15 protein-coding genes, 3 tRNA genes and 3 rRNA genes are annotated in these 20,609 nt (G+C 39.2%); 7 read left to right on the top strand and 14 right to left on the bottom strand.

Annotated elements, in window-relative coordinates:
* The first annotated feature begins 20 nt into the window (after positions 1 to 20).
* Both MUB18_RS05065 and MUB18_RS05060 read left to right on the top strand, forming a co-directional pair.
* Complete coding sequence (locus MUB18_RS05065) at positions 21 to 1,013, top strand: sugar kinase (RefSeq protein ID WP_045752113.1); 993 nt, start codon at positions 21 to 23, stop codon at positions 1,011 to 1,013.
* 5 nt (positions 1,014 to 1,018) lie between these two features.
* Complete coding sequence (locus MUB18_RS05060) at positions 1,019 to 1,666, top strand: bifunctional 4-hydroxy-2-oxoglutarate aldolase/2-dehydro-3-deoxy-phosphogluconate aldolase (RefSeq protein ID WP_248755151.1); 648 nt, start codon at positions 1,019 to 1,021, stop codon at positions 1,664 to 1,666.
* Positions 1,667 to 1,707: 41 nt separating this feature from the next.
* Here the strand turns inward: MUB18_RS05060 and MUB18_RS05055 are convergent.
* Positions 1,708 to 1,781, bottom strand: a tRNA-Pro gene (locus MUB18_RS05055).
* A gap of 788 nt (positions 1,782 to 2,569) precedes the next feature.
* On the opposite strand from MUB18_RS05055, the gene MUB18_RS05050 reads away from it, so the two are divergent.
* On the top strand, positions 2,570 to 2,710 hold the full coding sequence (locus tag MUB18_RS05050; RefSeq protein ID WP_248755150.1) for a hypothetical protein: 141 nt from the start codon (positions 2,570 to 2,572) through the stop codon (positions 2,708 to 2,710).
* Position 2,711: 1 nt separating this feature from the next.
* Here MUB18_RS05050 and rrf read toward each other — a convergent pair.
* From rrf to MUB18_RS05025, 5 genes are all read right to left on the bottom strand, one after another.
* Positions 2,712 to 2,823, bottom strand: a 5S ribosomal RNA gene (gene rrf / locus MUB18_RS05045).
* A gap of 110 nt (positions 2,824 to 2,933) precedes the next feature.
* Positions 2,934 to 5,822, bottom strand: a 23S ribosomal RNA gene (locus tag MUB18_RS05040).
* A 226-nt stretch (positions 5,823 to 6,048) separates the two neighbouring features.
* Positions 6,049 to 6,122, bottom strand: a tRNA-Ala gene (locus MUB18_RS05035).
* A gap of 9 nt (positions 6,123 to 6,131) precedes the next feature.
* Positions 6,132 to 6,208, bottom strand: a tRNA-Ile gene (locus MUB18_RS05030).
* Between the two features lie 129 nt (positions 6,209 to 6,337).
* A 16S ribosomal RNA gene (locus MUB18_RS05025) occupies positions 6,338 to 7,867 on the bottom strand.
* The 16S, 23S and 5S rRNA genes sit together here with 2 tRNA genes alongside, the layout of an rRNA operon.
* A gap of 1,285 nt (positions 7,868 to 9,152) precedes the next feature.
* On the opposite strand from MUB18_RS05025, the gene MUB18_RS05020 reads away from it, so the two are divergent.
* Positions 9,153 to 9,764 carry a trimeric intracellular cation channel family protein gene (locus tag MUB18_RS05020; protein WP_045755165.1) on the top strand — a complete coding sequence of 204 codons (612 nt, stop codon included), beginning with the start codon at positions 9,153 to 9,155 and terminating at the stop codon, positions 9,762 to 9,764.
* Between the two features lie 37 nt (positions 9,765 to 9,801).
* On the opposite strand, the gene def is transcribed toward MUB18_RS05020, so the two are convergent.
* Positions 9,802 to 10,383, bottom strand: coding sequence for a peptide deformylase (def, locus tag MUB18_RS05015; protein ID WP_045755166.1), 582 nt, complete (start codon positions 10,381 to 10,383; stop codon positions 9,802 to 9,804).
* A gap of 299 nt (positions 10,384 to 10,682) precedes the next feature.
* Here def and MUB18_RS05010 point away from each other — a divergent pair, with 299 nt between their 5' ends.
* Genes MUB18_RS05010 through miaA form a run of 3 tightly spaced genes read left to right on the top strand, consistent with a single transcriptional unit; the run spans position 10,683 to position 13,392 of the window.
* Positions 10,683 to 11,264, top strand: coding sequence for a hypothetical protein (locus MUB18_RS05010; protein WP_248755149.1), 582 nt, complete (start codon positions 10,683 to 10,685; stop codon positions 11,262 to 11,264).
* 56 nt (positions 11,265 to 11,320) lie between these two features.
* Complete coding sequence (locus MUB18_RS05005; RefSeq protein WP_045755167.1) at positions 11,321 to 12,493, top strand: Gfo/Idh/MocA family protein; 1,173 nt, start codon at positions 11,321 to 11,323, stop codon at positions 12,491 to 12,493.
* Complete coding sequence (miaA, locus tag MUB18_RS05000) at positions 12,490 to 13,392, top strand: tRNA (adenosine(37)-N6)-dimethylallyltransferase MiaA (RefSeq protein ID WP_248755148.1); 903 nt, start codon at positions 12,490 to 12,492, stop codon at positions 13,390 to 13,392. The genes MUB18_RS05005 and miaA overlap by 4 nt, the downstream gene beginning before the upstream one ends.
* A 66-nt stretch (positions 13,393 to 13,458) precedes the next feature.
* Here the strand turns inward: miaA and MUB18_RS04995 are convergent, their stop codons facing one another.
* From MUB18_RS04995 to MUB18_RS04960, 7 genes are all read right to left on the bottom strand, one after another.
* A complete protein-coding gene (locus tag MUB18_RS04995; RefSeq protein ID WP_094771799.1) occupies positions 13,459 to 15,012 on the bottom strand; it encodes a ribonuclease E/G in 1,554 nt (517 codons plus the stop codon).
* 317 nt (positions 15,013 to 15,329) lie between these two features.
* On the bottom strand, positions 15,330 to 16,160 hold the full coding sequence (locus tag MUB18_RS04985; RefSeq protein ID WP_045754268.1) for a tetratricopeptide repeat protein: 831 nt from the start codon (positions 16,158 to 16,160) through the stop codon (positions 15,330 to 15,332).
* Between the two features lie 18 nt (positions 16,161 to 16,178).
* Positions 16,179 to 16,463 (bottom strand): HU family DNA-binding protein, encoded by a 285-nt coding sequence (locus MUB18_RS04980; RefSeq protein WP_021189241.1) that lies wholly within the window; start codon positions 16,461 to 16,463, stop codon positions 16,179 to 16,181.
* 277 nt (positions 16,464 to 16,740) lie between these two features.
* Positions 16,741 to 17,787, bottom strand: coding sequence for an aminotransferase class I/II-fold pyridoxal phosphate-dependent enzyme (locus MUB18_RS04975; protein WP_248755147.1), 1,047 nt, complete (start codon positions 17,785 to 17,787; stop codon positions 16,741 to 16,743).
* Positions 17,788 to 17,876: 89 nt separating this feature from the next.
* Positions 17,877 to 18,335 carry a hypothetical protein gene (locus MUB18_RS04970; RefSeq protein ID WP_045754270.1) on the bottom strand — a complete coding sequence of 153 codons (459 nt, stop codon included), beginning with the start codon at positions 18,333 to 18,335 and terminating at the stop codon, positions 17,877 to 17,879.
* A gap of 8 nt (positions 18,336 to 18,343) precedes the next feature.
* Complete coding sequence (locus tag MUB18_RS04965; protein WP_248755146.1) at positions 18,344 to 18,820, bottom strand: hypothetical protein; 477 nt, start codon at positions 18,818 to 18,820, stop codon at positions 18,344 to 18,346.
* Positions 18,821 to 19,097: 277 nt separating this feature from the next.
* Positions 19,098 to 20,396: a hypothetical protein gene (locus MUB18_RS04960; RefSeq protein ID WP_248755145.1), complete on the bottom strand. Its 1,299-nt coding sequence runs from the start codon at positions 20,394 to 20,396 to the stop codon at positions 19,098 to 19,100.
* Positions 20,397 to 20,609 lie beyond the last annotated feature (213 nt).

Below are 20,609 nucleotides of genomic sequence, written 5' to 3'. Positions count from 1 at the left end.
GAACTATAAACTTATAACTTATGGATAATAACAAAGTCCTTTGTTTTGGAGAGATTCTATATAGACTGCAAGCAAAGGATCAACATTTTTTTAATACCGACCAATCTGTTGTATACGCTTATCCTGGTGGTTCTGAAGCCAACGTAGCGGTTGCTCTAGCATCATTATCGATTCCTAGTGCTTATGTGTCAGCTGCACCTGAGCACGCGCTAACTAAAGAAATACTGAACATCTTGAATCAACGTAATGTCAATACCTCCAAATTTATATTTGGAGGGGAACGTTTAGGTTCTTACATTTTACAATCAGCAAATGGTTTAACAAGTGGAGAAGTAATATATGATCGAAATCATTCCTCTTTTTCCACTTTAAAAGCTGGTGATATCGATTGGGATGATCTATTTAAGGATTGCTCCTGGTTTCATTGGACAGCCCTAACGCCGGCACTAAATAGCGAATTAGCAGATCTCATGTTAACAGCATTAAAAATGGCACATGAAAAGAAAATAACCATATCCGTTGATCTAAATTATAGAAGTAGATTATGGCAATATGGAAAACAACCTCTTGACATTATGCCACATTTAGTTTCATATTGCGATGTGATTATGGGCAATATCTGGGCTGAAAATAAAATGCTTGGAACATCGATCAATGATCAATTTTCCCGTTCAACATCAGTGGACCAATATTTCGATTATGCTCGTGTAGTTGCTCAAGAGATATTTGAAAAATATCCGAAATGTAAGCACGTTGCTAATACTTTTCGATTTATGGATAATGCCAATCATAATTTATTCTATGGTACTTATCACAATCCATCAGAAAATAAAATAAGCGATATCTTAGAAACAAATACCCTCATCGATCGAATTGGTAGTGGAGATGCATTTATGGCAGGCTTAATTGCAGCTATATATGAAAATAAATCTTCACAAGAAATTATTGACACAGCCACTCAACTAGGCTTTAAAAAACTGTTCAACAAAGGTGATTTCATCAACTTATCATAATTAACATGCAGACTATCCTATCCAAGATTGAAAGTTCTCCCATTATCCCCGTTTACTATCATGACGATATCGATCAATGTATCCAGATTTTAAAGTCGTGTTACAGCGGAGGGATACGTGTTTTCGAATTCGTTAACAGAGGTCCAGAAGCTTTTAACAATTTCAAACAACTATTAAACTACCGAGATCAACATTTCCAAGATTTAAAGTTAGGAATTGGAACAATTAAGACAAAACAACAAGCCCTCGATTTCCTAGATATAGGAGCAGAATTTATTGTTAGCCCCATTGTTAAACCAGAAATAGCGGAAGTTACATTAAAACATCATATTCTTTGGATCCCCGGTTGTATGACGCCTACAGAAATTGCACTTGCCGAAGAACTAGGAGCCCCGCTAGTAAAGCTTTTTCCAGGGGATGCACTAGGATCAAATTTTTTAAAGGGAATTAAACCTTTATTTCCATCACTCAAGTTTATGCCTACCGGAGGAGTATCCTTAGAAGAACAAAACCTGACGGAATGGTTTCAAGCTGGAGTATCTGCTGTAGGGATGGGTTCCAAACTATTCAACGCTCCAACAGAATTTGAAGAAAGCAACTATATCGAAAATAGATTACGCAAAGCTTTTCATCATATTGAAAGTATAAAATAAAGACACAAAAAAAAGCTCTAACTAAAGTTAGAGCTTTTTTGTCGGGGTGGCAGGATTCGAACCTACGACCTCCACATCCCAAATGTGGCGCGATACCGGGCTACGCTACACCCCGAAAAGGTATCACCTTTTTGTTTTACTGTGATGCAAATATACATCGAAAATTAATAAAGTCAAATTTATTTTTCACTTTAAACAATAAATCACTGATTAACTGAGAAATAAATTTTTATTAATAAAAATTTAGCAGCAAACTATCGACTAAAAACTAGGATAATGACCCTTTAAATTGCTAAAATCGGTTTTATTTTACTAGAATAAGGAAATGATTCGTATATAATACCAGCCCAATCTACGAGGAAAATCAATAAGTGAAATCAGTAAATCTATTGCAAAAAGTTAAAATTAAGAATGCAAATAATTAATTTCATAATACTTGAAGAGCATCTTACAACTTGAATAAAAATAGAACAAGATAATCAATTCAATAAAGGAGTCGAAAATCCATTTACTTACGACACTCTCCCTGCAAATTAAAATTATTGAGGAAATAATAGACGATATGAAGCAAGATAATATAATCATGATAGCTATACAAACCCTATGATCAGATCTCATCATAAACGCCAGGGTGTCTTCATAAGAAGTTATTGAGAGAATAATCGATGATATGCTCAAGTAATATCAGATTAGAGCAGACTAGAAGAGCTGCAATTTATAAAATCATATAGGAGAATAATGAATTTAGATCAATTTCCCAATAAGTGATAACACATCTATTCCTATATCCTATCCGTTAACAGCAAAATATCAACATCTGATATCAGATTGCCACAAAACTTAGAAGCGAAACTGATCCTATAGCAAGTAAGCTTTATCAGAAACAGTTCCACAGACAAAGGCATGGACATATGGAAAGGGGGGAGATGGAGCTGCATCGGCATGGTTCCGGAAGCAGCGCTATTGGGATATGCTGCTTCCGAAAGACAGAAAAAGTTTAGCGCACAAAAAAGCCCCTGCTGTTTAGCAAGGGCTTCTGTATAAAAAAAGGCACCGACCTACTCTCCCACCTGTTACGGCAATACCATCGGCTCTGGCGGGCTTGACTGCTCTGTTCGGAATGGGAAGAGGTAGACACCGCCGATATAGGCACCTAAAATGTTTTTATTAGTCATAAGAATGAAATATACAATATCCCATCCAACATACTAATCTATAGACAATTGAAAGAAAAACTAAAAGAGGAAGACAACAGTGTCTGCGTTGCTTGAGAAAGCTTCGGGTGATTAGTATTGCTCAGCTATGATATCTCTACCTTTACACCTGCAACCTATCAACGTAGTAGTCTACTACGGCCCTATAAGGAAGTCTCATCTCGTGGCTAGTTTCGCACTTAGATGCTTTCAGCGCTTATCTATTCCCGACGTAGCTACCCAGCCGTACACCTGGCGGCATAACTGGTTTACCAGCGGTCAGTCCATCCCGGTCCTCTCGTACTAAGGACAGATCCACTCAAACTTCCAACGCCCACAACAGATAGGGACCGAACTGTCTCGCGACGTTCTGAACCCAGCTCGCGTGCCACTTTAATGGGCGAACAGCCCAACCCTTGGGACCTTCTCCAGCCCCAGGATGTGACGAGCCGACATCGAGGTGCCAAACCTCCCCGTCGATATGAGCTCTTGGGGGAGATCAGCCTGTTATCCCCAGCGTACCTTTTATCCTTTGAGCGATGGCCCTTCCATACAGAACCACCGGATCACTATGTCCGTCTTTCGACCCTGTTCGACTTGTTGGTCTCACAGTCAAGCAAGCTTATGCCATTGCACTCCGCGTACGGTTACCAAGCGTACTGAGCTTACCTTTGAAAGCCTCCGTTACCTTTTTGGAGGCGACCACCCCAGTCAAACTACCCACCAAACAATGTCCTCGGCATAACCGAGTTAGAAACCGAATACAGAAAGGGCGGTATTTCAAGGTTGATTCCATGACTCCTGGCGAAGCCACTTCAACATCTCCCGCCTATCCTACACATCCTGTACCCAATTCCAATGTTAAGCTATAGTGAAGGTGCATGGGGTCTTTCCGTCCCGTTGCGGGTAATCGGCGTCTTCACCGATACCACAATTTCACCGAGCTCATGGCTGAGACAGCGCCCAGATCGTTACACCATTCGTGCAGGTCGGAACTTACCCGACAAGGAATTTCGCTACCTTAGGACCGTTATAGTTACGGCCGCCGTTTACTGGGGCTTCGATTCAATGCTTCTCTTGCGATGACATCCCCTCTTAACCTTCCAGCACCGGGCAGGTGTCAGGCCTTATACTTCATCTTTCGATTTTGCAAAGCCATATGTTTTTGTTAAACAGTCGCCTGGGCCTTTTCACTGCGGCTTCTCCATTGCTGGAGGAAGCGCCCCTTCTCCCGAAGTTACAGGGCCATTTTGCCGAGTTCCTTAGCCATGATTCACTCGAGCACCTTAGGATTCTCTCCTCGACTACCTGTGTCGGTTTACGGTACGGGTTTTTATAACCTGAAGCTTAGCGGGTTTTCTTGGAAGTCTGTTTACCTGCTCTATCAGCGCCGCCGAAGCTTTGCTGTACTATTGGGTTTCAGCAGGGTCGGCGGATTTGCCTACCGTCCCTATACCTACGCCTTTTAACGAACTATTCCGTCAGTTCGCGGCAGTGTCACTACTCCGTCACCACATCGCAGTTATAAAAAGTACTGGAATATTAACCAGTTGTCCATCGGCTTACTCCCTTCGGATGCGCCTTAGGCCCCGACTAACCCTGATCCGATTAGCGTTGATCAGGAAACCTTAGTCTTTCGGTGGGCGGGTTTCTCACCCGCCTTATCGTTACTTATGCCTACATTTGCTTTTCTATCCACTCCACGGACCATTACCAGACCGCTTCGCCGTAAATAGAATGCTCCCCTACCAGACATACATATTTCAGTATGAATCCATAGCTTCGGTAATACACTTGATGCCCGTTTATTATCCACGCCCGATCGCTCGACTAGTGAGCTGTTACGCACTCTTTAAATGAATGGCTGCTTCCAAGCCAACATCCTAGCTGTCTAGGCAATCGGACCTCGTTAGTTCAACTTAGCGTATATTTAGGGACCTTAGCTGATGGTCTGGGTTCTTTCCCTCTCGGCCTTGGACCTTAGCACCCAAAGCCTCACTGCCGGCCATATCTTATAGCATTCGGAGTTCGTCTGGATTTGGTAGGATTTGACTCCCCCGCACCCAATCGGTAGCTCTACCTCTATAAGACTCCATGCCGACGCTGTTCCTAAAAACATTTCGGGGAGTACGAGCTATTTCCCAGTTTGATTAGCCTTTCACCCCTACCCTCAGGTCATCCGGAAACTTTTCAACGTTTATCGGTTCGGTCCTCCATTACATGTTACTGCAACTTCAACCTGCCCAAGGGTAGATCACAAGGTTTCGCGTCTACCTCATCTGACTATGCGCCCTATTAAGACTCGCTTTCGCTTCGGATACGTGGCTGAACCACTTAACCTTGCCAGACAAGAGTAACTCGTAGGCTCATTATGCAAAAGGCACGCCGTCACTGGACCTGCCAGCTCCGACCGCTTGTAAGCACACGGTTTCAGGTTCTTTTCACTCCTCTGTTCGAGGTTCTTTTCACCTTTCCCTCACGGTACTAGTTCACTATCGGTCTCTCAGGAGTATTTAGCCTTATCAGATGGTGCTGACAGATTCCCACAGGGCGTCTCCGACCCCGCGGTACTCAGGGTACTGCTAGGCTAGCATTCTATACGTGTACAGGGCTATCACCGTGTATCGCTGGGCTTCCCATCCCATTCCACTTCTGTTTGCTAATGCCACTTCGCAGCCCTACAACCCCAACCATGCCGTAACAAAGTTGGTTTGGGCTCTTTCCCGTTCGCTCGCCACTACTTGGGAAATCATTATTATTTTCTTCTCCTACGCCTACTTAGATGTTTCAGTTCAGCGCGTTCGCGTATTTTACAGCATACCTTCAGTATGCTAGGTTGCCCCATTCGGAAATCTTCGGATCAATCTCACATTTGCTAATCCCCGAAGCTTATCGCAGCTTATCACGTCCTTCATCGCCTCTGAGAGCCTAGGCATCCCCCGTGTGCCCTTATTTACTTTCTTCACCTCATAGCCCTTTTGCTACTATGGGTTGCTTTTTGATATATATAACCATGGTGCTACGCATTAATCCGTTCGGCCTTGACCGAGGGTCTTCATAATACATCAGACACACCACAGTATTGTCTCTACTGTTGTCTTCTCTTGTAATTTTTTTTCTTTCAATATGTCAAAGAACTCTTTGTATGCCTGTATATGAACGCAGTATCTTAGCGTCCGGGCAAACCTGTGGAGAATATCGGAGTCGAACCGATGACCCCCTGCGTGCAAGGCAGGTGCTCTAGCCAGCTGAGCTAATTCCCCGTGTATTTTTGGTAGTCCCGAGCAGATTTGAACTGCTGACCCCTACATTATCAGTGTAGTGCTCTAACCAACTGAGCTACGGGACTAGCTTATCTTTCTATCTCTCTGGACCATCCAATCAGGGATGGGCACATTTCTTCAAATGTTTTGTCTCTTGTTTGTTTCTTATATAAACCATGTGTGTACGTAACGAGCTTCAATCCTGAATGCTCTAGAAAGGAGGTATTCCAGCCGCACCTTCCGGTACGGCTACCTTGTTACGACTTAGCCCCAATTATCGGTTTTACCCTAACACGCTCCTTGCGGTTACATGCTTTAGGTACCCCCAACTTTCATGGCTTGACGGGCGGTGTGTACAAGGCCCGGGAACGTATTCACCGCGTCATTGCTGATACGCGATTACTAGCGAATCCAACTTCATGAGGTCGAGTTGCAGACCTCAATCCGAACTGTGAATGGCTTTTAGAGATTAGCACCATATTGCTATGTAGCTGCCCGCTGTACCATCCATTGTAGCACGTGTGTAGCCCCGGACGTAAGGGCCATGATGACTTGACGTCGTCCCCACCTTCCTCACAGCTTACGCTGGCAGTCTGTTTAGAGTCCCCACCTTAATGTGCTGGCAACTAAACATAGGGGTTGCGCTCGTTGCGGGACTTAACCCAACACCTCACGGCACGAGCTGACGACAGCCATGCAGCACCTAGTTTCGTGTCCCGAAGGACTGATCCGTCTCTGGATCATTCACTAACTTTCAAGCCCGGGTAAGGTTCCTCGCGTATCATCGAATTAAACCACATGCTCCTCCGCTTGTGCGGGCCCCCGTCAATTCCTTTGAGTTTCAATCTTGCGACCGTACTCCCCAGGTGGATAACTTAACGCTTTCGCTTGGACGCTTACTGTGTATCGCAAACATCGAGTTATCATCGTTTAGGGCGTGGACTACCAGGGTATCTAATCCTGTTTGATCCCCACGCTTTCGTGCATCAGCGTCAATACTAACTTAGTGAGCTGCCTTCGCAATCGGAGTTCTAAGACATATCTATGCATTTCACCGCTACTTGTCTTATTCCGCCCACTTCAAATAGATTCAAGTCCTACAGTATCAAAGGCACTGCGACAGTTAAGCTGCCGTCTTTCACCACTGACTTATAGGACCGCCTACGCACCCTTTAAACCCAATAAATCCGGATAACGCTTGGATCCTCCGTATTACCGCGGCTGCTGGCACGGAGTTAGCCGATCCTTATTCTTCAGGTACATTCAGCTTCCCACACGTGGAAAGGTTTATTCCCTGACAAAAGCAGTTTACAACCCATAGGGCAGTCATCCTGCACGCGGCATGGCTGGTTCAGAGTTCCCTCCATTGACCAATATTCCTTACTGCTGCCTCCCGTAGGAGTCTGGTCCGTGTCTCAGTACCAGTGTGGGGGATTCTCCTCTCAGAGCCCCTAGACATCGTAGCCTTGGTGGGCCGTTACCCCTCCAACTAGCTAATGTCACGCGAGCCCATCCATATCCTATAAATATTTGATCATAATCCGATGCCGGTAAATGATGTTATGCGGTGTTAATCTCTCTTTCGAGAGGCTATCCCCCTGATATGGGTAGGTTGCTCACGCGTTACGCACCCGTGCGCCACTCTCATCAGTTTGTAGCAAGCTACTCCCTGAATCCCGTCCGACTTGCATGTATTAGGCCTGCCGCTAGCGTTCATCCTGAGCCAGGATCAAACTCTCCATTGTAAAATGAAGTGTAAGATCAAGACTATTTATAATAAATAGAATTGTCTTGTATTTTATTTCTAATTCTAAAATTGAACAGGTTGATTTTTTTAACTTTCGTTGTTTCTCAACACTACTCGTTACGTTACATGATTATATTTTTAAAGAACTTTCTTCGCTCCCGCATCTCGCTTCGGCTTTATATGATGTCGGCATTGCGCCGGTATCGGTCTTGTTTGTTTTCCCTTCGTTTCCGTTGGGACTGCAAAGGTAGAAATCTTTTTGGTATCTCCAAAATAAATGTGAAAATTTATTTTTTTGTTTTCCTTTCGTTTCTGCGTTTAAACTAAATTAAACCCTTCTTTTTTCAGTGCTTCCCCTCTCGGATCGGACGTTCCTCCCTTGCGGAGTGGTGCAAAGATAGGAACTTTTATCCTTCACTTCCTAATGTTTTCCGGAAATAGTTTACCGCGACACGGTAAAGGGCTAGAAATGTGACCGATAATTTATCTGGATGCCGCCTGATGATCATGCTGGGTCGGATATGGATTAGCTTTTGCTATGGATCACATTGTTGATTGGTATGGGATCATCATACAAGTACTGCGTTACTCGGTTACTTCGTCACTCCGTTACTTGGTCACTTGATCACTCGGTTACTGCGTTACTAGGTTACTACATCACTATGTTACTTAATTAATGTGTCACTTCGTTACTGTTTTAGCTTCGTCACTTCATCACTTCGTTACTTGGTTAATGCGTCACATCACTCGATCCCTCCGTTACTTTACAATATATACCAGATCTTAAAGACAAATTCTGACCAACTAGATACCAACTTCACTATTAAATGGGGAATACACCAGACATTACTTAGGGTTTATAGGGGGTTAGTAGGGGTATACCCCTACTAACCCCCTATAAACCCCCTGTTATCCCCCTACTATACCGGTATTAAATACGAAGTTGGTCAGAATTTGATATGTAGTTGGTATTACTTCTAAGGGAGGAATCCCTATATCATTTGATATAATTTTGTAGAAGACCGCAATACCTTTTTCCTATTATAGATATAATTACTCCCCAATAGAGTATAACAGATGTATTAACTCGATAAATAATCAGATATCGCGTGCCTTATAGATGAGTAGAGAAAGAGAAAGTATAGAACATGAAATCAATACAGCTATACCATACTGATTATTAGTAACTTAATTGGCAAATCGACTATAATATGACAAACATATTTTTTTTATAAAAAATCATAACTTTACAGACAAATAGTTAAATCATTCAATGCGGATAAATGACAGGCACCGATTATATATATTATACTGATTTATTAGGTACGATGCTTTTTGCTATTTCAGGAGCTATGGCCGCAAATCGTAGAAAAATTGATATTTTCGGAGCAACCTTTACCGGTTTCGTTACCGCTATAGGAGGAGGGTCTTTAAGAGATGTTTTTCTAAACCTTCGACCTATTTGGGTTGATGATGGCAATTACTTAATTGCTATATTAATAGGCGTATTTCTTTCTGCTATACTCAATGATCAACTCGATAAATTTTCTCGAACTTTGACCCTTTTTGATGCTATGGGTATTGCCTTTTTTACCATCGTTGGTGTACAAAAGTCATTAACTTACGAAAGCTCTACGATTGCAGCAGTCATATTAGGGATGTTTTCAGCCGTAATGGGAGGAGTGATACGAGATACACTGATGAATGAAAATCCGCTAATTTTTAGAAAAGAAATATACGCGACAGCTTGCCTATCGGGAGCAATTCTTTTTGTGACGCTACCTTTTTTTGGTGTAAATGAAAGCATAAATGCATTTCTGAGTGCACTTTTAGTATTTGTAGTGCGCATCTTAGCTGTCAAATATAAATTCTCTCTTCCCATAGTCGGTGGATAAATAAAACTAGAGAATAAAAGAAAAAGCGTTAATAGAGTTAGCGCTTTTTCTTTTGGAGAGGGAATTTCATTTTATATCCTACACGAATCATACCTTTAGAAATGGTATCCAATTTACCTTTCAACATTGTTTTCTTTAACGTTGACAATTTATCAGTAAACAATTTACCTTCGATATGATCATATTCATGCTGTACAACACGTGCCGCTAAACCAGTCAAGTCAATCTCATGTTCCTCAAAATTCTCATCCAAATAATTAATCTTAATATTCGGATGTCTCATCACCTCTTCATTAATATCAGGAATGCTTAAACAACCTTCGCTAAAAGCCCATTTTTCACCTGTTTCTTCAACCATGATCGGATTGATAAATACCTTTTTAAAAGAGCGCAATATCTCTTTCTCTTCTTCAACATCTTCTGCAAATGGAGTTGCATCGATTACAAAAAGACGAATAGGCAAACCTACCTGTGGGGCAGCCAGCCCAACACCATTTGCTGCATACATGGTTTCAAACATATCAGCAATCAATTGCTTCAAGTTTGGATAATCCTCATCTATTTCATCTGCTACCTTACGTAATACTGGATCTCCGTAAGCCACAATTGGAAGTTTCATACTTTTATTTTTTTTGAAGAACAAAGGTAAGCATTAAAATTCAATCGAAAACCACACTTTGTTTGCAATAAATCATATTTTTGTTATTCGAAATGACAGATCCATACCATCAAATATTAGCAAGCTTTTGTGATATACTACAAAAGAACTTCGACTCTGAACTTGTAATATCCCAAAAATCGCCTTCATTTACCAAAATAACAGGCGGGGATCTTCCATTTGTCATTCATCTATATAGGTCAAATATCACAAAAAGAATTTGCGATCAAAATGAAAAAATAGTTCATATAGATGAAGATATGTTGCACAGTAAATATGATATCATTGTAAAACGAATTCTTGCTTTAGCACTTCATCAAAAAAAAGCTTATGCTCGAAAAACTGTTGTTGCTCGAGTAGATAAGAAAAATACGATCGTATTTTTAGAAGAAAATCACCTACAAGGAGCAATGCCTGGAAAATATCGCTATGGTTTATTTTTAGATGGTGAACTTATTTCCTTAGCTGTATTTAGTGGGGGGCGGAAGATGCCTGAATTACAAATTGAAAATTATCGTTCATTTGAATTAATACGTTTTTGCAATAAACTTGGTTATAATGTAGTAGGAGGGATCAGCAAATTAATCAAAGCTTTTGTCACTGATTTCGAACCACAAGATATTATGACATACACCGATAAAGACTGGAGTCAAGAGTCGACATTGGAAAAAATTGGGTTCGTCAAAAAATCTGAACTTGATCCGCTCAAATTCTGGGTAAACGGTACCTCTAGAATTTTAATTCGTGATAACGAACAATACCAAAATTTACAAAAGGAATTTCCAAATGGCTATTTGAAGGAAAATTTAGGTAGCCTTAAGATGATTCTATTTATAAAATAAAATCATTTTTTGTATCTTGTCAATTAATCTAAACAGAAAAAATTAAAATATATCACATGAAGAGAAAACTACGAATGGGTATGGTCGGAGGTGGCAATGATGCTTTCATTGGCGCCGTACACCGTATTGCAGCAAATATGGATGGTAAAATCGAACTTGTATGTGGTTCATTCAGTATCAATCCTGAAATCAACAAACAGTCTGCAGAAGATTTATTCATTCCAGAAAACCGTTGTTATGCAAATTATGAGGAGATGATTTTAAAAGAAAGTCAACTTCCTGAAGGAGAACGTATGGATTTCCTAACGATCGTTACCCCAAATTTCATGCACTATCCGCCAGCTAAGATGGCTTTAGAGAATGGATTCAATGTCGTTATTGAAAAACCAATGACGCTGACGTTAGAGGAAGCAAAATCTTTGGAAGAAATTGTAAAAAGCACAAATAAAACACTTTGCTTAACCCATACTTACTCGGGATACCCAATGGTAAAACAAGCGAAAGCTATGGTAAAGGCTGGTCATTTCGGTAAGATTCGTAAAATCGTTGTCGAATATCCTCAAGGATGGTTGAGTAAACTGACAGAGCGCGAAGGAAATGCTGGTGCTGCATGGCGCGCTGATCCTGCAAAATCAGGAAAATCGTTAGCAATGGGTGATATCGGCGTACATGCTGCTCACCTTGCAGAATACATTTCAGGATTAAAAATCACTGAATTATGTGCTGACTTGACTACTTTCGTTGAAGGTAGACATTTGGATGATGACGGTTCTGTTTTATTACGTTTTGAAGATGGGGCTAAAGGCATGCTTTGGGCATCACAGATTGCTGCCGGAGAAGAGAATGCATTAAGAATCCGTATCTATGGTGAGCATGGCGGTTTGGAATGGGCAAATGAAGACCCTAATAACTTAACCATAAAAATGTTAGGCGAACCTCGTCAAGTATTCCGTACAGGAAATAGCTATAATAGTCCAAATCAATTGAGTTCATTTACAGGTCACAATACCCGTATCCCAGCAGGACATCCGGAAGGACTGCTAGAATCGTTTGGTAATATTTACCGTAATTTTGCTCAAACAGTTTCTGCAAAATTGGAAGGCAATACGCCAACTGCAGAAATGCAAGATTTCCCTCAGGTGCATGAAGGTGTACGAGGTATGGCTTTTATAGAAAATGTTGTCAATAACAATAATGGTTCTGAAAAATGGACTAAATTTGTTGTGTGATAGATAAACAACAAACATTACTTTCTCCTCTGGCTCTTTCCACAGTGCCTAAGGAGAAGGTTATTGTTATTTTAGGTCCTACAGCTTCTGGAAAGACAGCTTTAGCGGTCAAAATAGCGAAAGAATTAAATGCTGAAATCATTAGTGCAGACTCTCGTCAGGTATACTGCCGTATGGATATCGGAACTGGTAAAGATCTTTCCGAATATGGCGATATTCCACATCATCTTATTAATATATGCGATCCTGGAGAAAAATATCATTTAGGACAGTTTATTGAAGATTTTCAACGCGTTTATGAATCTCTGTTGTCTCAGGGCAAGCGTATTATTTTATGCGGCGGCACTGGACTTTATATCCAAAGTGTCCTTCAAGGCAACAAATATGCTCAAATACCAAGTCAACCTGGATTTAAAGAAGCATTATATCAATTTGATCACGAAGAACTGCTTACCCGATTATCTAAATATCAAAAACCACCAGATCTTTATCTAGATCTATCAACAAAAAAAAGAATCATACGCGGCATAGAAGTTCTAGAATGGCTTAAACATCATTCATTAGCGCCCATGAACAATAAAAATCTTGATTCATTGGTTATTGGATTAAATCCGGATGTCATGTTAAGAAGGGAGAAAATATCCAACCGCCTAAAACAGCGTATACAGGATGGACTAATAGCAGAGGTCGAAGGATTATTAGTTTCAGGTGTTAGTCATGCAGAACTCCAATATTACGGTCTAGAATATAAGTATGTGTCTAAATATCTTTTGGGCGAGTTAAACTATGCTGATTTTTATAAGAAATTGGAGACAGAAATACATCGATATGCCAAACGGCAGATGACTTATTTCCGCAAAATGGAAAAAGATGGTATTACGATCAATTGGATAGATTAGTATTCTAATTGTTATGAATAGAAAAAGGGTTGACCTTGTGGATCAACCCTTTTTAATTTCTTTCGATTATAACTTTATTTCCTCGTCTTTAGCATTAAAGAAGTGGAATTCCGTTAAATAATATGAAGTAACAGGAACAACTTTGATCCATTTTTGAAACTTCAAAAACCATTTTATTCTTTTTGAAATAAAGCCCGATTTAATAAAAGCGGCAATATAAGGATGTACACATAGTGATATTCCTTTTTCGTTTTGTTCTTGAAGAATAAAACTTAAATTATTTTCAATATCGTCCATCAGGACAATACTTGATCGGATTTCACCAGTACCATCACAAGCGGGACATTTCTCGTTTGTAACGATATTCATTTCTGGCCTGACACGTTGACGCGTAATCTGTACTAGTCCAAATTTACTTGGAGGTAGTATAGTGTGTCTGGCGCGATCCGTTGCCATACAATCTTTCAAAAAGCTGTATAACTCTTTACGATGAGTAGGTTTATGCATATCGATAAAATCGATAACAACGATCCCTCCCATATCTCTTAAGCGCAATTGACGCGCAATTTCTTTTGCAGCTTCCATATTAACCAGGAGCGCATTATCCTCTTGGTTCTCTTTATTAGCAGAACGATTACCACTGTTGACATCAACGACGTGAAGTGCTTCAGTATGCTCGATTACGAGATAAGCACCACCTTGTAGTGTAACAGTTTTTCCAAAAGCAGCTTTGATTTGTTTCTCTACGCCAAAATGGTCAAAAATTGGTTCTTTATGTTTATAAAGTTTTACAATTTTTTCTAAATCAGGAGAGATGTCTTGGACATAAGATTTTGTCTCTTCATATATCACAGGGTCATTTACATGAATATGTGTAAATTCATCTGTCAATAGATCGCGCAAGATGGTAGAAGCTCTATCCATTTCGCCCAATACTTTTTGAGGAGGTTCAGCTGTCCGAAGTCGCTTGGTAAATATTTCCCACTTAGAGATTAAATCCAGTAAATCCTTCTGTAATTCATCTACACCTTTTCCTTCGGATACCGTACGGATAATAACTCCAAAGTTTGGAGGTTTTATTCCTTCGACAATCTTCTTGAGACGTGTACGCTCATTACTTCCTTTGATTCGCTTGGATATGGAAACCGCGCTTGAAAAAGGTACCAGTACGACAAATCTACCTGCAATAGATAGATCGGAGCTCAATCGAGGTCCTTTTGTTGATATTGGTTCTTTTGCGATTTGAACTGGTAAAAGCATGTTTTTGCTTAAGATATCCGATATCTTACCAGCCTTATCGATGTCCTTTTCAAGTTTTAGACTATTTAGCAGTTTCTCTTGATAACTGCCATTCTTTACTATCCGAGTAAGTTTTAGCAAAGATTGAACCTGAGGACCTAAGTCCAAATAGTGGAGAAAAGCATCTTTTTCGTAACCTACGTCTACAAATGCTGCATTTAATCCCGGCATAATTTTTTTGATTCGCCCAAGATAAATATCTCCAACTGAAAAATTATTGTTAACCGTTTCCCTATTTAGTTCAACAAGCTGCTTATCTTGTAGCAAAGCAATAGTAACTCCTTTTTCAGGAGTAGAATCAATAATTAATTCCTTTACCAACAGCTACATATTTACGATACAGATTAGCACACCCTGCTAATTCTATTGTATCTGATTAAACCTTAAAGAACGTTTTTTATAAAAAAAAACAATCTACACGCAATAAATTACGTGTAGATTATCAAACTTCCATACTAAAATTGCGTTATTTTCATGCAGCAATATACTATCGGAGTCTTATACAAGAAAGACTATTTTTTCTTGTGTCTATTTTTTCTTAAACGTTTCTTACGTTTGTGAGTAGCCATTTTGTGTCTTTTTCTTTTTTTTCCGCTTGGCATAGCTAATTTTTTTTAAATGATTATAAACTAAATTAATTACTTACTCAACTCAGCGATCTTACGATCGATAAATTGTGAAAGGGAAGGGTCAGCAGCTAATTGTTTACTTTGTTTAAAAGCAGCAACCGCCTCACTTTTCATCCCAATATTTTCATAGCCTGTGGCTAAATAAAAGTAAGATTCCGCATCTGGTTTCAATTCAATAACTGTTTTGAAACGATCAATCGCTTTATCAAACTGGCGAGATTGTAATGAAAACAATCCCAAAGTTTTGTTTGCTTCTACATTTTTTGGATCTGCCTGAACCACTTCACGAAGTAAAGCAATTCCAGCCATTGGGTTATTTGTACCCGAGACCATTGCAGCTCCCAATCCTGTTTTCGCTTCTAAACTAGCAGCATTTAATTTCAAAGCAGCTTCGTATGAACGAATTGCATTTTGCGTCAAAGCTTGAGCTAAAGTAGAGTCTTGTAAATTTGTGTAAGCAGTACGATATGAATTCCCTGCTTTCAACCAGTATTCATATTTCGGAGAAATTTTAGCCATTTCTTCGTAAATGAACCCTTGAGGTGCCGGTTTAGCCAGATCGTCCCACTTTACGGCCAACTTTTGAAGTAAAGAAACTTTCTCTTCTCCAGATGACTTTGTAATTTGGGTCTCAATATCGGAAATATCTTTGATTAAATTTGCATCTAATCCTTGTTTTGTCATTAACGATATGTTCTCCAAATTGATTTCAGAAGAAGGTTGCTGTTTTTCAGCAGATTCCTCCTTCTCGTTTACCAAACCTTTGATAGGTTGTGCAAATAGTACCGCAACTAATGCTGCAACCACGCCTACTACTATAATCTGTTTGGTTTTTGCCATTTTAATCTGTTTTTAAGATTATTTATTGCCGTTTTTTACTTTCTCAACAAATACTTTTGCTGGTTTGAAGCTAGGAACGAAATGTTCAGGGATGATGATCGCTGTATTTTTAGAAATGTTTCTAGCAGTTTTTTCAGCTCTTTTTTTAACAACAAAGCTACCAAAACCTCTTACGTATACATTTTCTCCACCCACCATTGCGTTTTTAACCACTTTGAAGAATGCCTCTACGGTTTCTTGAACATCTACCTTCTCTAAGCCAGTTTTGTTAGAGATTTCTGCAATAATTTCTGCTTTAGTCATATCAATTTTACTGTAATTATTTATTTCTCAACCTTTAACCCAATGTACTTTGGGGTTGCAAAAGTATCTCTTTAAAATGACGTTTGGAAATAATTTAACCATTTTTTTTATTTTAAAATTATTCTAAAGGAGATCATTTACAACAGCTTAGCCATTTTACATCGCTAAACTCATTTTTCAAAGAATCACAAAAATACACTTTATTACTGAATATCAAACCTTTAATTTTATTTTTATCATTCCACGTGAAACAAATGATAAGCCGATGACTTTATTTTTAAGCACATATTATCTGGGCTAATTTTTTCAAATCTTCCTCCTGATGTAAGCTGCTTAAGACAATTCTATTCAAAGGAGGGTCTGTTTCCAAAGGATATGGAAAACTAGAGATCAGAAATCCATTTTGCACCAATTTTTCATATAACTCAGGTTCAGTAGAGCTAAAAACAGCAAAATTAGGGATATGGCTCAGACGATCGCCTATTAAATTGGCAAAAAAATCTATATTCTGATGCAGTTTTTCGAATGCGTCCATGTAAATATCTTGCGAATGCGTAAATGCATACATCGAAGCAGGAGAAGCAGGGGAGGCCCCAGTAAAAAAGGGTGATTTCCGAAATCTTTGCATCCATTTATTGGACGACAAAATCATTCCTGCGTCCGTACCCAAACCCTTTGCCAATGAAGCAACAACCACAACCTCAATGGCCGAACCCTCAAATATAGATAGATCAGTAGAAGTTCTGTTGGCACGCACCACCCCAATTCCGTGTGAGTCGTCGACTAACAAAATCACTTTTTTATCGGGATTTATTGTCAACAAAGGGCTGAAATCATAATGTTCTGGAGTCAAATTATCCATGGAGTTACTAACAATCACAAATTGTTGATCATCAACTGCATTATTGATCTGTTGTACCGTTTGAATAAGCCAAGAATCCATATTTCCCACCACTTGCGGATTTGTATCTAGCCACAGTGCAGGATGAGTATGGGGTGCATAAATAAGTTTTCCTACAGAGGAAAGAGATTTTACGGCCAACTGCGCTGCCAAATAACCACTGGATACCAAAAGGGCAGCCTCAAAACCAAATCGACTCGCTGCACGATGTTCCGCTACATCAAAAATATCAAGTTGTATGTTGTTATTACGAGAGGTTCCGTTATTTAATCCGTATCTGGATAAGCCCTCCTTATACATATCAATATAGGCTTCATTGACCAACAACCCTAAATATGCTGTCCCTCCAAAAAAAAGATAATCTTTTTGATGATGGTGAATCAGCCGACCGGTCGATTGGTGCAGATTTCTAAAATCTTTCATTATTTAATCGCTCACTTTAAAATACAAATCGCTCAGCATATTGATCGCGATCATGACAAGTTTATCCGTCATCGTGGATAAACGGAAAACTACATATTGAGTTTGTAGTTGAGTGGAATGTTAAAACGTAGAGAAGCTGTAAATCCCTTTATTGGACGGTAGTCTTGCTTATCAGCCGTAGCAAATCCATATCCAAAATCCAGATCTAAAATAGTCGCCAACGAAATCCCCACCTTTGGAGTTATGGTATACGGAGTGATTTCTGTTCGCACAAAGGGTGCAACGACCCAAGATTGGGGATAGAAGGAAAAAGCTAGTTCGGGAATTACAGCAAACTTACTTTGGGTCCAGGTGAAATTAGCCGTTACATCTGTTTTCAAAATATTTTCACCTAAAAAGGCAAAAGCAAAATAACCTCCTGTTTTTATAGCACTTCCTTTTTGGTATTGGTAACTCAACGTAGGACCATATAAAGTCTCCTGTGCCCTTGCCTGCAGGCCAATACTGAATAAAGCAATACAAATTACTTTAATGACAAAATTCTTCATAATCAAGCCTAATAAAGATGAAAGTTTAAGGGAATATTGACACCTAAAGATAAATTGACACCTTTAATCTGCTTAAAATCTTTTTTTGTATTATAATCAAAACCATAGCCTACACCAAAGTCAAGCAGAGAGAAAATGCTGATTCCAACCTTCGGAGTTACCGTATAGGGTGTCAATTCAGCTTTTACAAAAGGGAGTAAGATAAAGTCATTGACATAATAAGTAAATCCCAATTCAGGGATAACGGTTGTCTTTCCTCCCATCCAAGTAAAATTTGCACCTGCATCAATTTTCATATATTGTGTCTCATTCGGTGCAAATAATCCCCAAGCAGATGCCTTCAAGAAACTTCCACTTTGGTACTGATAACCTACCGATGGTCCAAATATCCAATTATTATGCGCTGGTAATGGGTTATTTTGCGCAAATACTCCAAAACATGATAATAATCCAATAAAAATGATGGTCAATCTTTTTATATTCATGTAGCTAAAATACGAAGTATAAACATTAATCAATATCATCAGAACAATTAATATCTAAAAACGTTTTTCTTGAGTCACAAAAACAACATATCATTTTAAAATTTTTGTACCACCTACAGCGATCTACTTACCGAAAAATAGAAGAAGCGGAAAAAATTACTTAAAAAACGATTCAGGATACAATTTTTGACCCCATACTTTTGATTGTATCATACGAATCAATAGGTAAGTGTTTCATTTGAAATGGTACATGCTGAATTAAAATGGATCTTAAAACTTATTTTTGGACGTTTTTTTTCAGATAATAATTTCTTTTTTGTTCATCCGCCTCAACAGTATATTGATCATGGAGTTCAAGCATCCATCCATCTCCTTTTATTAGATTCTTATCAATCGAAATTGGAATAGAAAGTGAAATTTTTCCCCAGTCAGCACTGATCAATCCTCCTTTTTCAACAGTAAGGATACCCCAATTATCTGTGATTCGAGTTGTAGGATAGTAAGTCCCATATGCTCCAATAGGAATAATGGTCCTGGGGTCAAAAGAGTAATTCATACTTTCAAACTTTATTTCAAAATGAGGCGATTCGACAAATTTTTCTTTGTACGCTTTTACTACTCGCTTGTTTTCGATGTCTCTAGTTGTCTCTTCTTCAAAGATGATCTTCCCATTATAAGCTGTTGCTAATTTTTTGAAAATCTGTTGTGTTGGATTTGGGATTTTAAGTTCGAATTTTTTGATAAAAAAGGCTGTTAAATCTGTATTAGCGTTAATCTGCTTATTCCATTCATGATCCTTTTTATAAAGTATGTAGCCATAAGAAGGAATAGTTTGATAGGCAAATGAGCGCACAAAAGTTCGGTTTTTCAGTAAACGCTCCATACCATTAATTAAATAGGATTTTGTTTGTTCATCCTGTCTACTGGTCACAATTATTCCTGTATACTCCGCAATTCCCTCATTCATCTCAAGCAGATTTTCATTTACTGCACCTTCTGCAAATTGTTTGTAACGATATTTCCTAAAAATCAGAGCATTGGTCAAGTGTTTTCGTATTTCATCTTGATCTGATGAACGAAGTGCCTTTTTCAAAGCCTCCATTTCAAGTCGAAGGCTTATCCTTCCTTCCATCTCATCAAGATGCTTATTATCTGCATTGTGCAGTGCAAATCCCAGATCAGGCTGTATCCGATGAAACGACTCATGAGCAAGCAGATTGATACGGTCGTCTCTATTTTCTGGCAAAGGCAGCATGATCATCGCCCAACGTTTACCGTTCCAGTCCAATGCCGTGTTGGAAAAATTTACATCCTGAGGTAGGATTCCAATATAAATACTGTCCTTGGGCGCTAGAGTGCCCATGTTATCCGATTCATTTGCATATATTTTTCGGGTACTGGGATCAATCAATAGGGTAGGACCGTACAGATCTTGATTCCATAATTGTTTCGCTCCATCTGATGCTGCCTTGAGTTCATTAAAAAATAAGCGGATAGACTCTTCTTTGACTTGGTTTTGAGCATAAGTGGAACATACCAAAATAAATAGTAATGTAAAACAGATTAGCTTCTTCATACTTAATTAAGAAAGTTGTAGGTTTGATTTAAAATTATAAATTTAATAAAAATTTATAAAAGTGTCTTGGACGAGTACTACAATGATCAGATTCAACCAAACCTATAGTCTTCTAGCAAAATGCAAAAACCTTTATGTTTGTTTTCAGGTTTGATTCCTTCAATTATGTCCTATAAAAAAAGCTTCTCCAAATGGAAAAGCTTTTCTATATCA

The sequence above is a fragment of the Sphingobacterium sp. PCS056 genome, assembly GCF_023273895.1.
Taxonomy (GTDB): domain Bacteria; phylum Bacteroidota; class Bacteroidia; order Sphingobacteriales; family Sphingobacteriaceae; genus Sphingobacterium.
The sequence above is the reverse complement of the archived record's forward strand: the minus strand, read 5'-3'. Positions and strand labels throughout refer to the sequence as shown.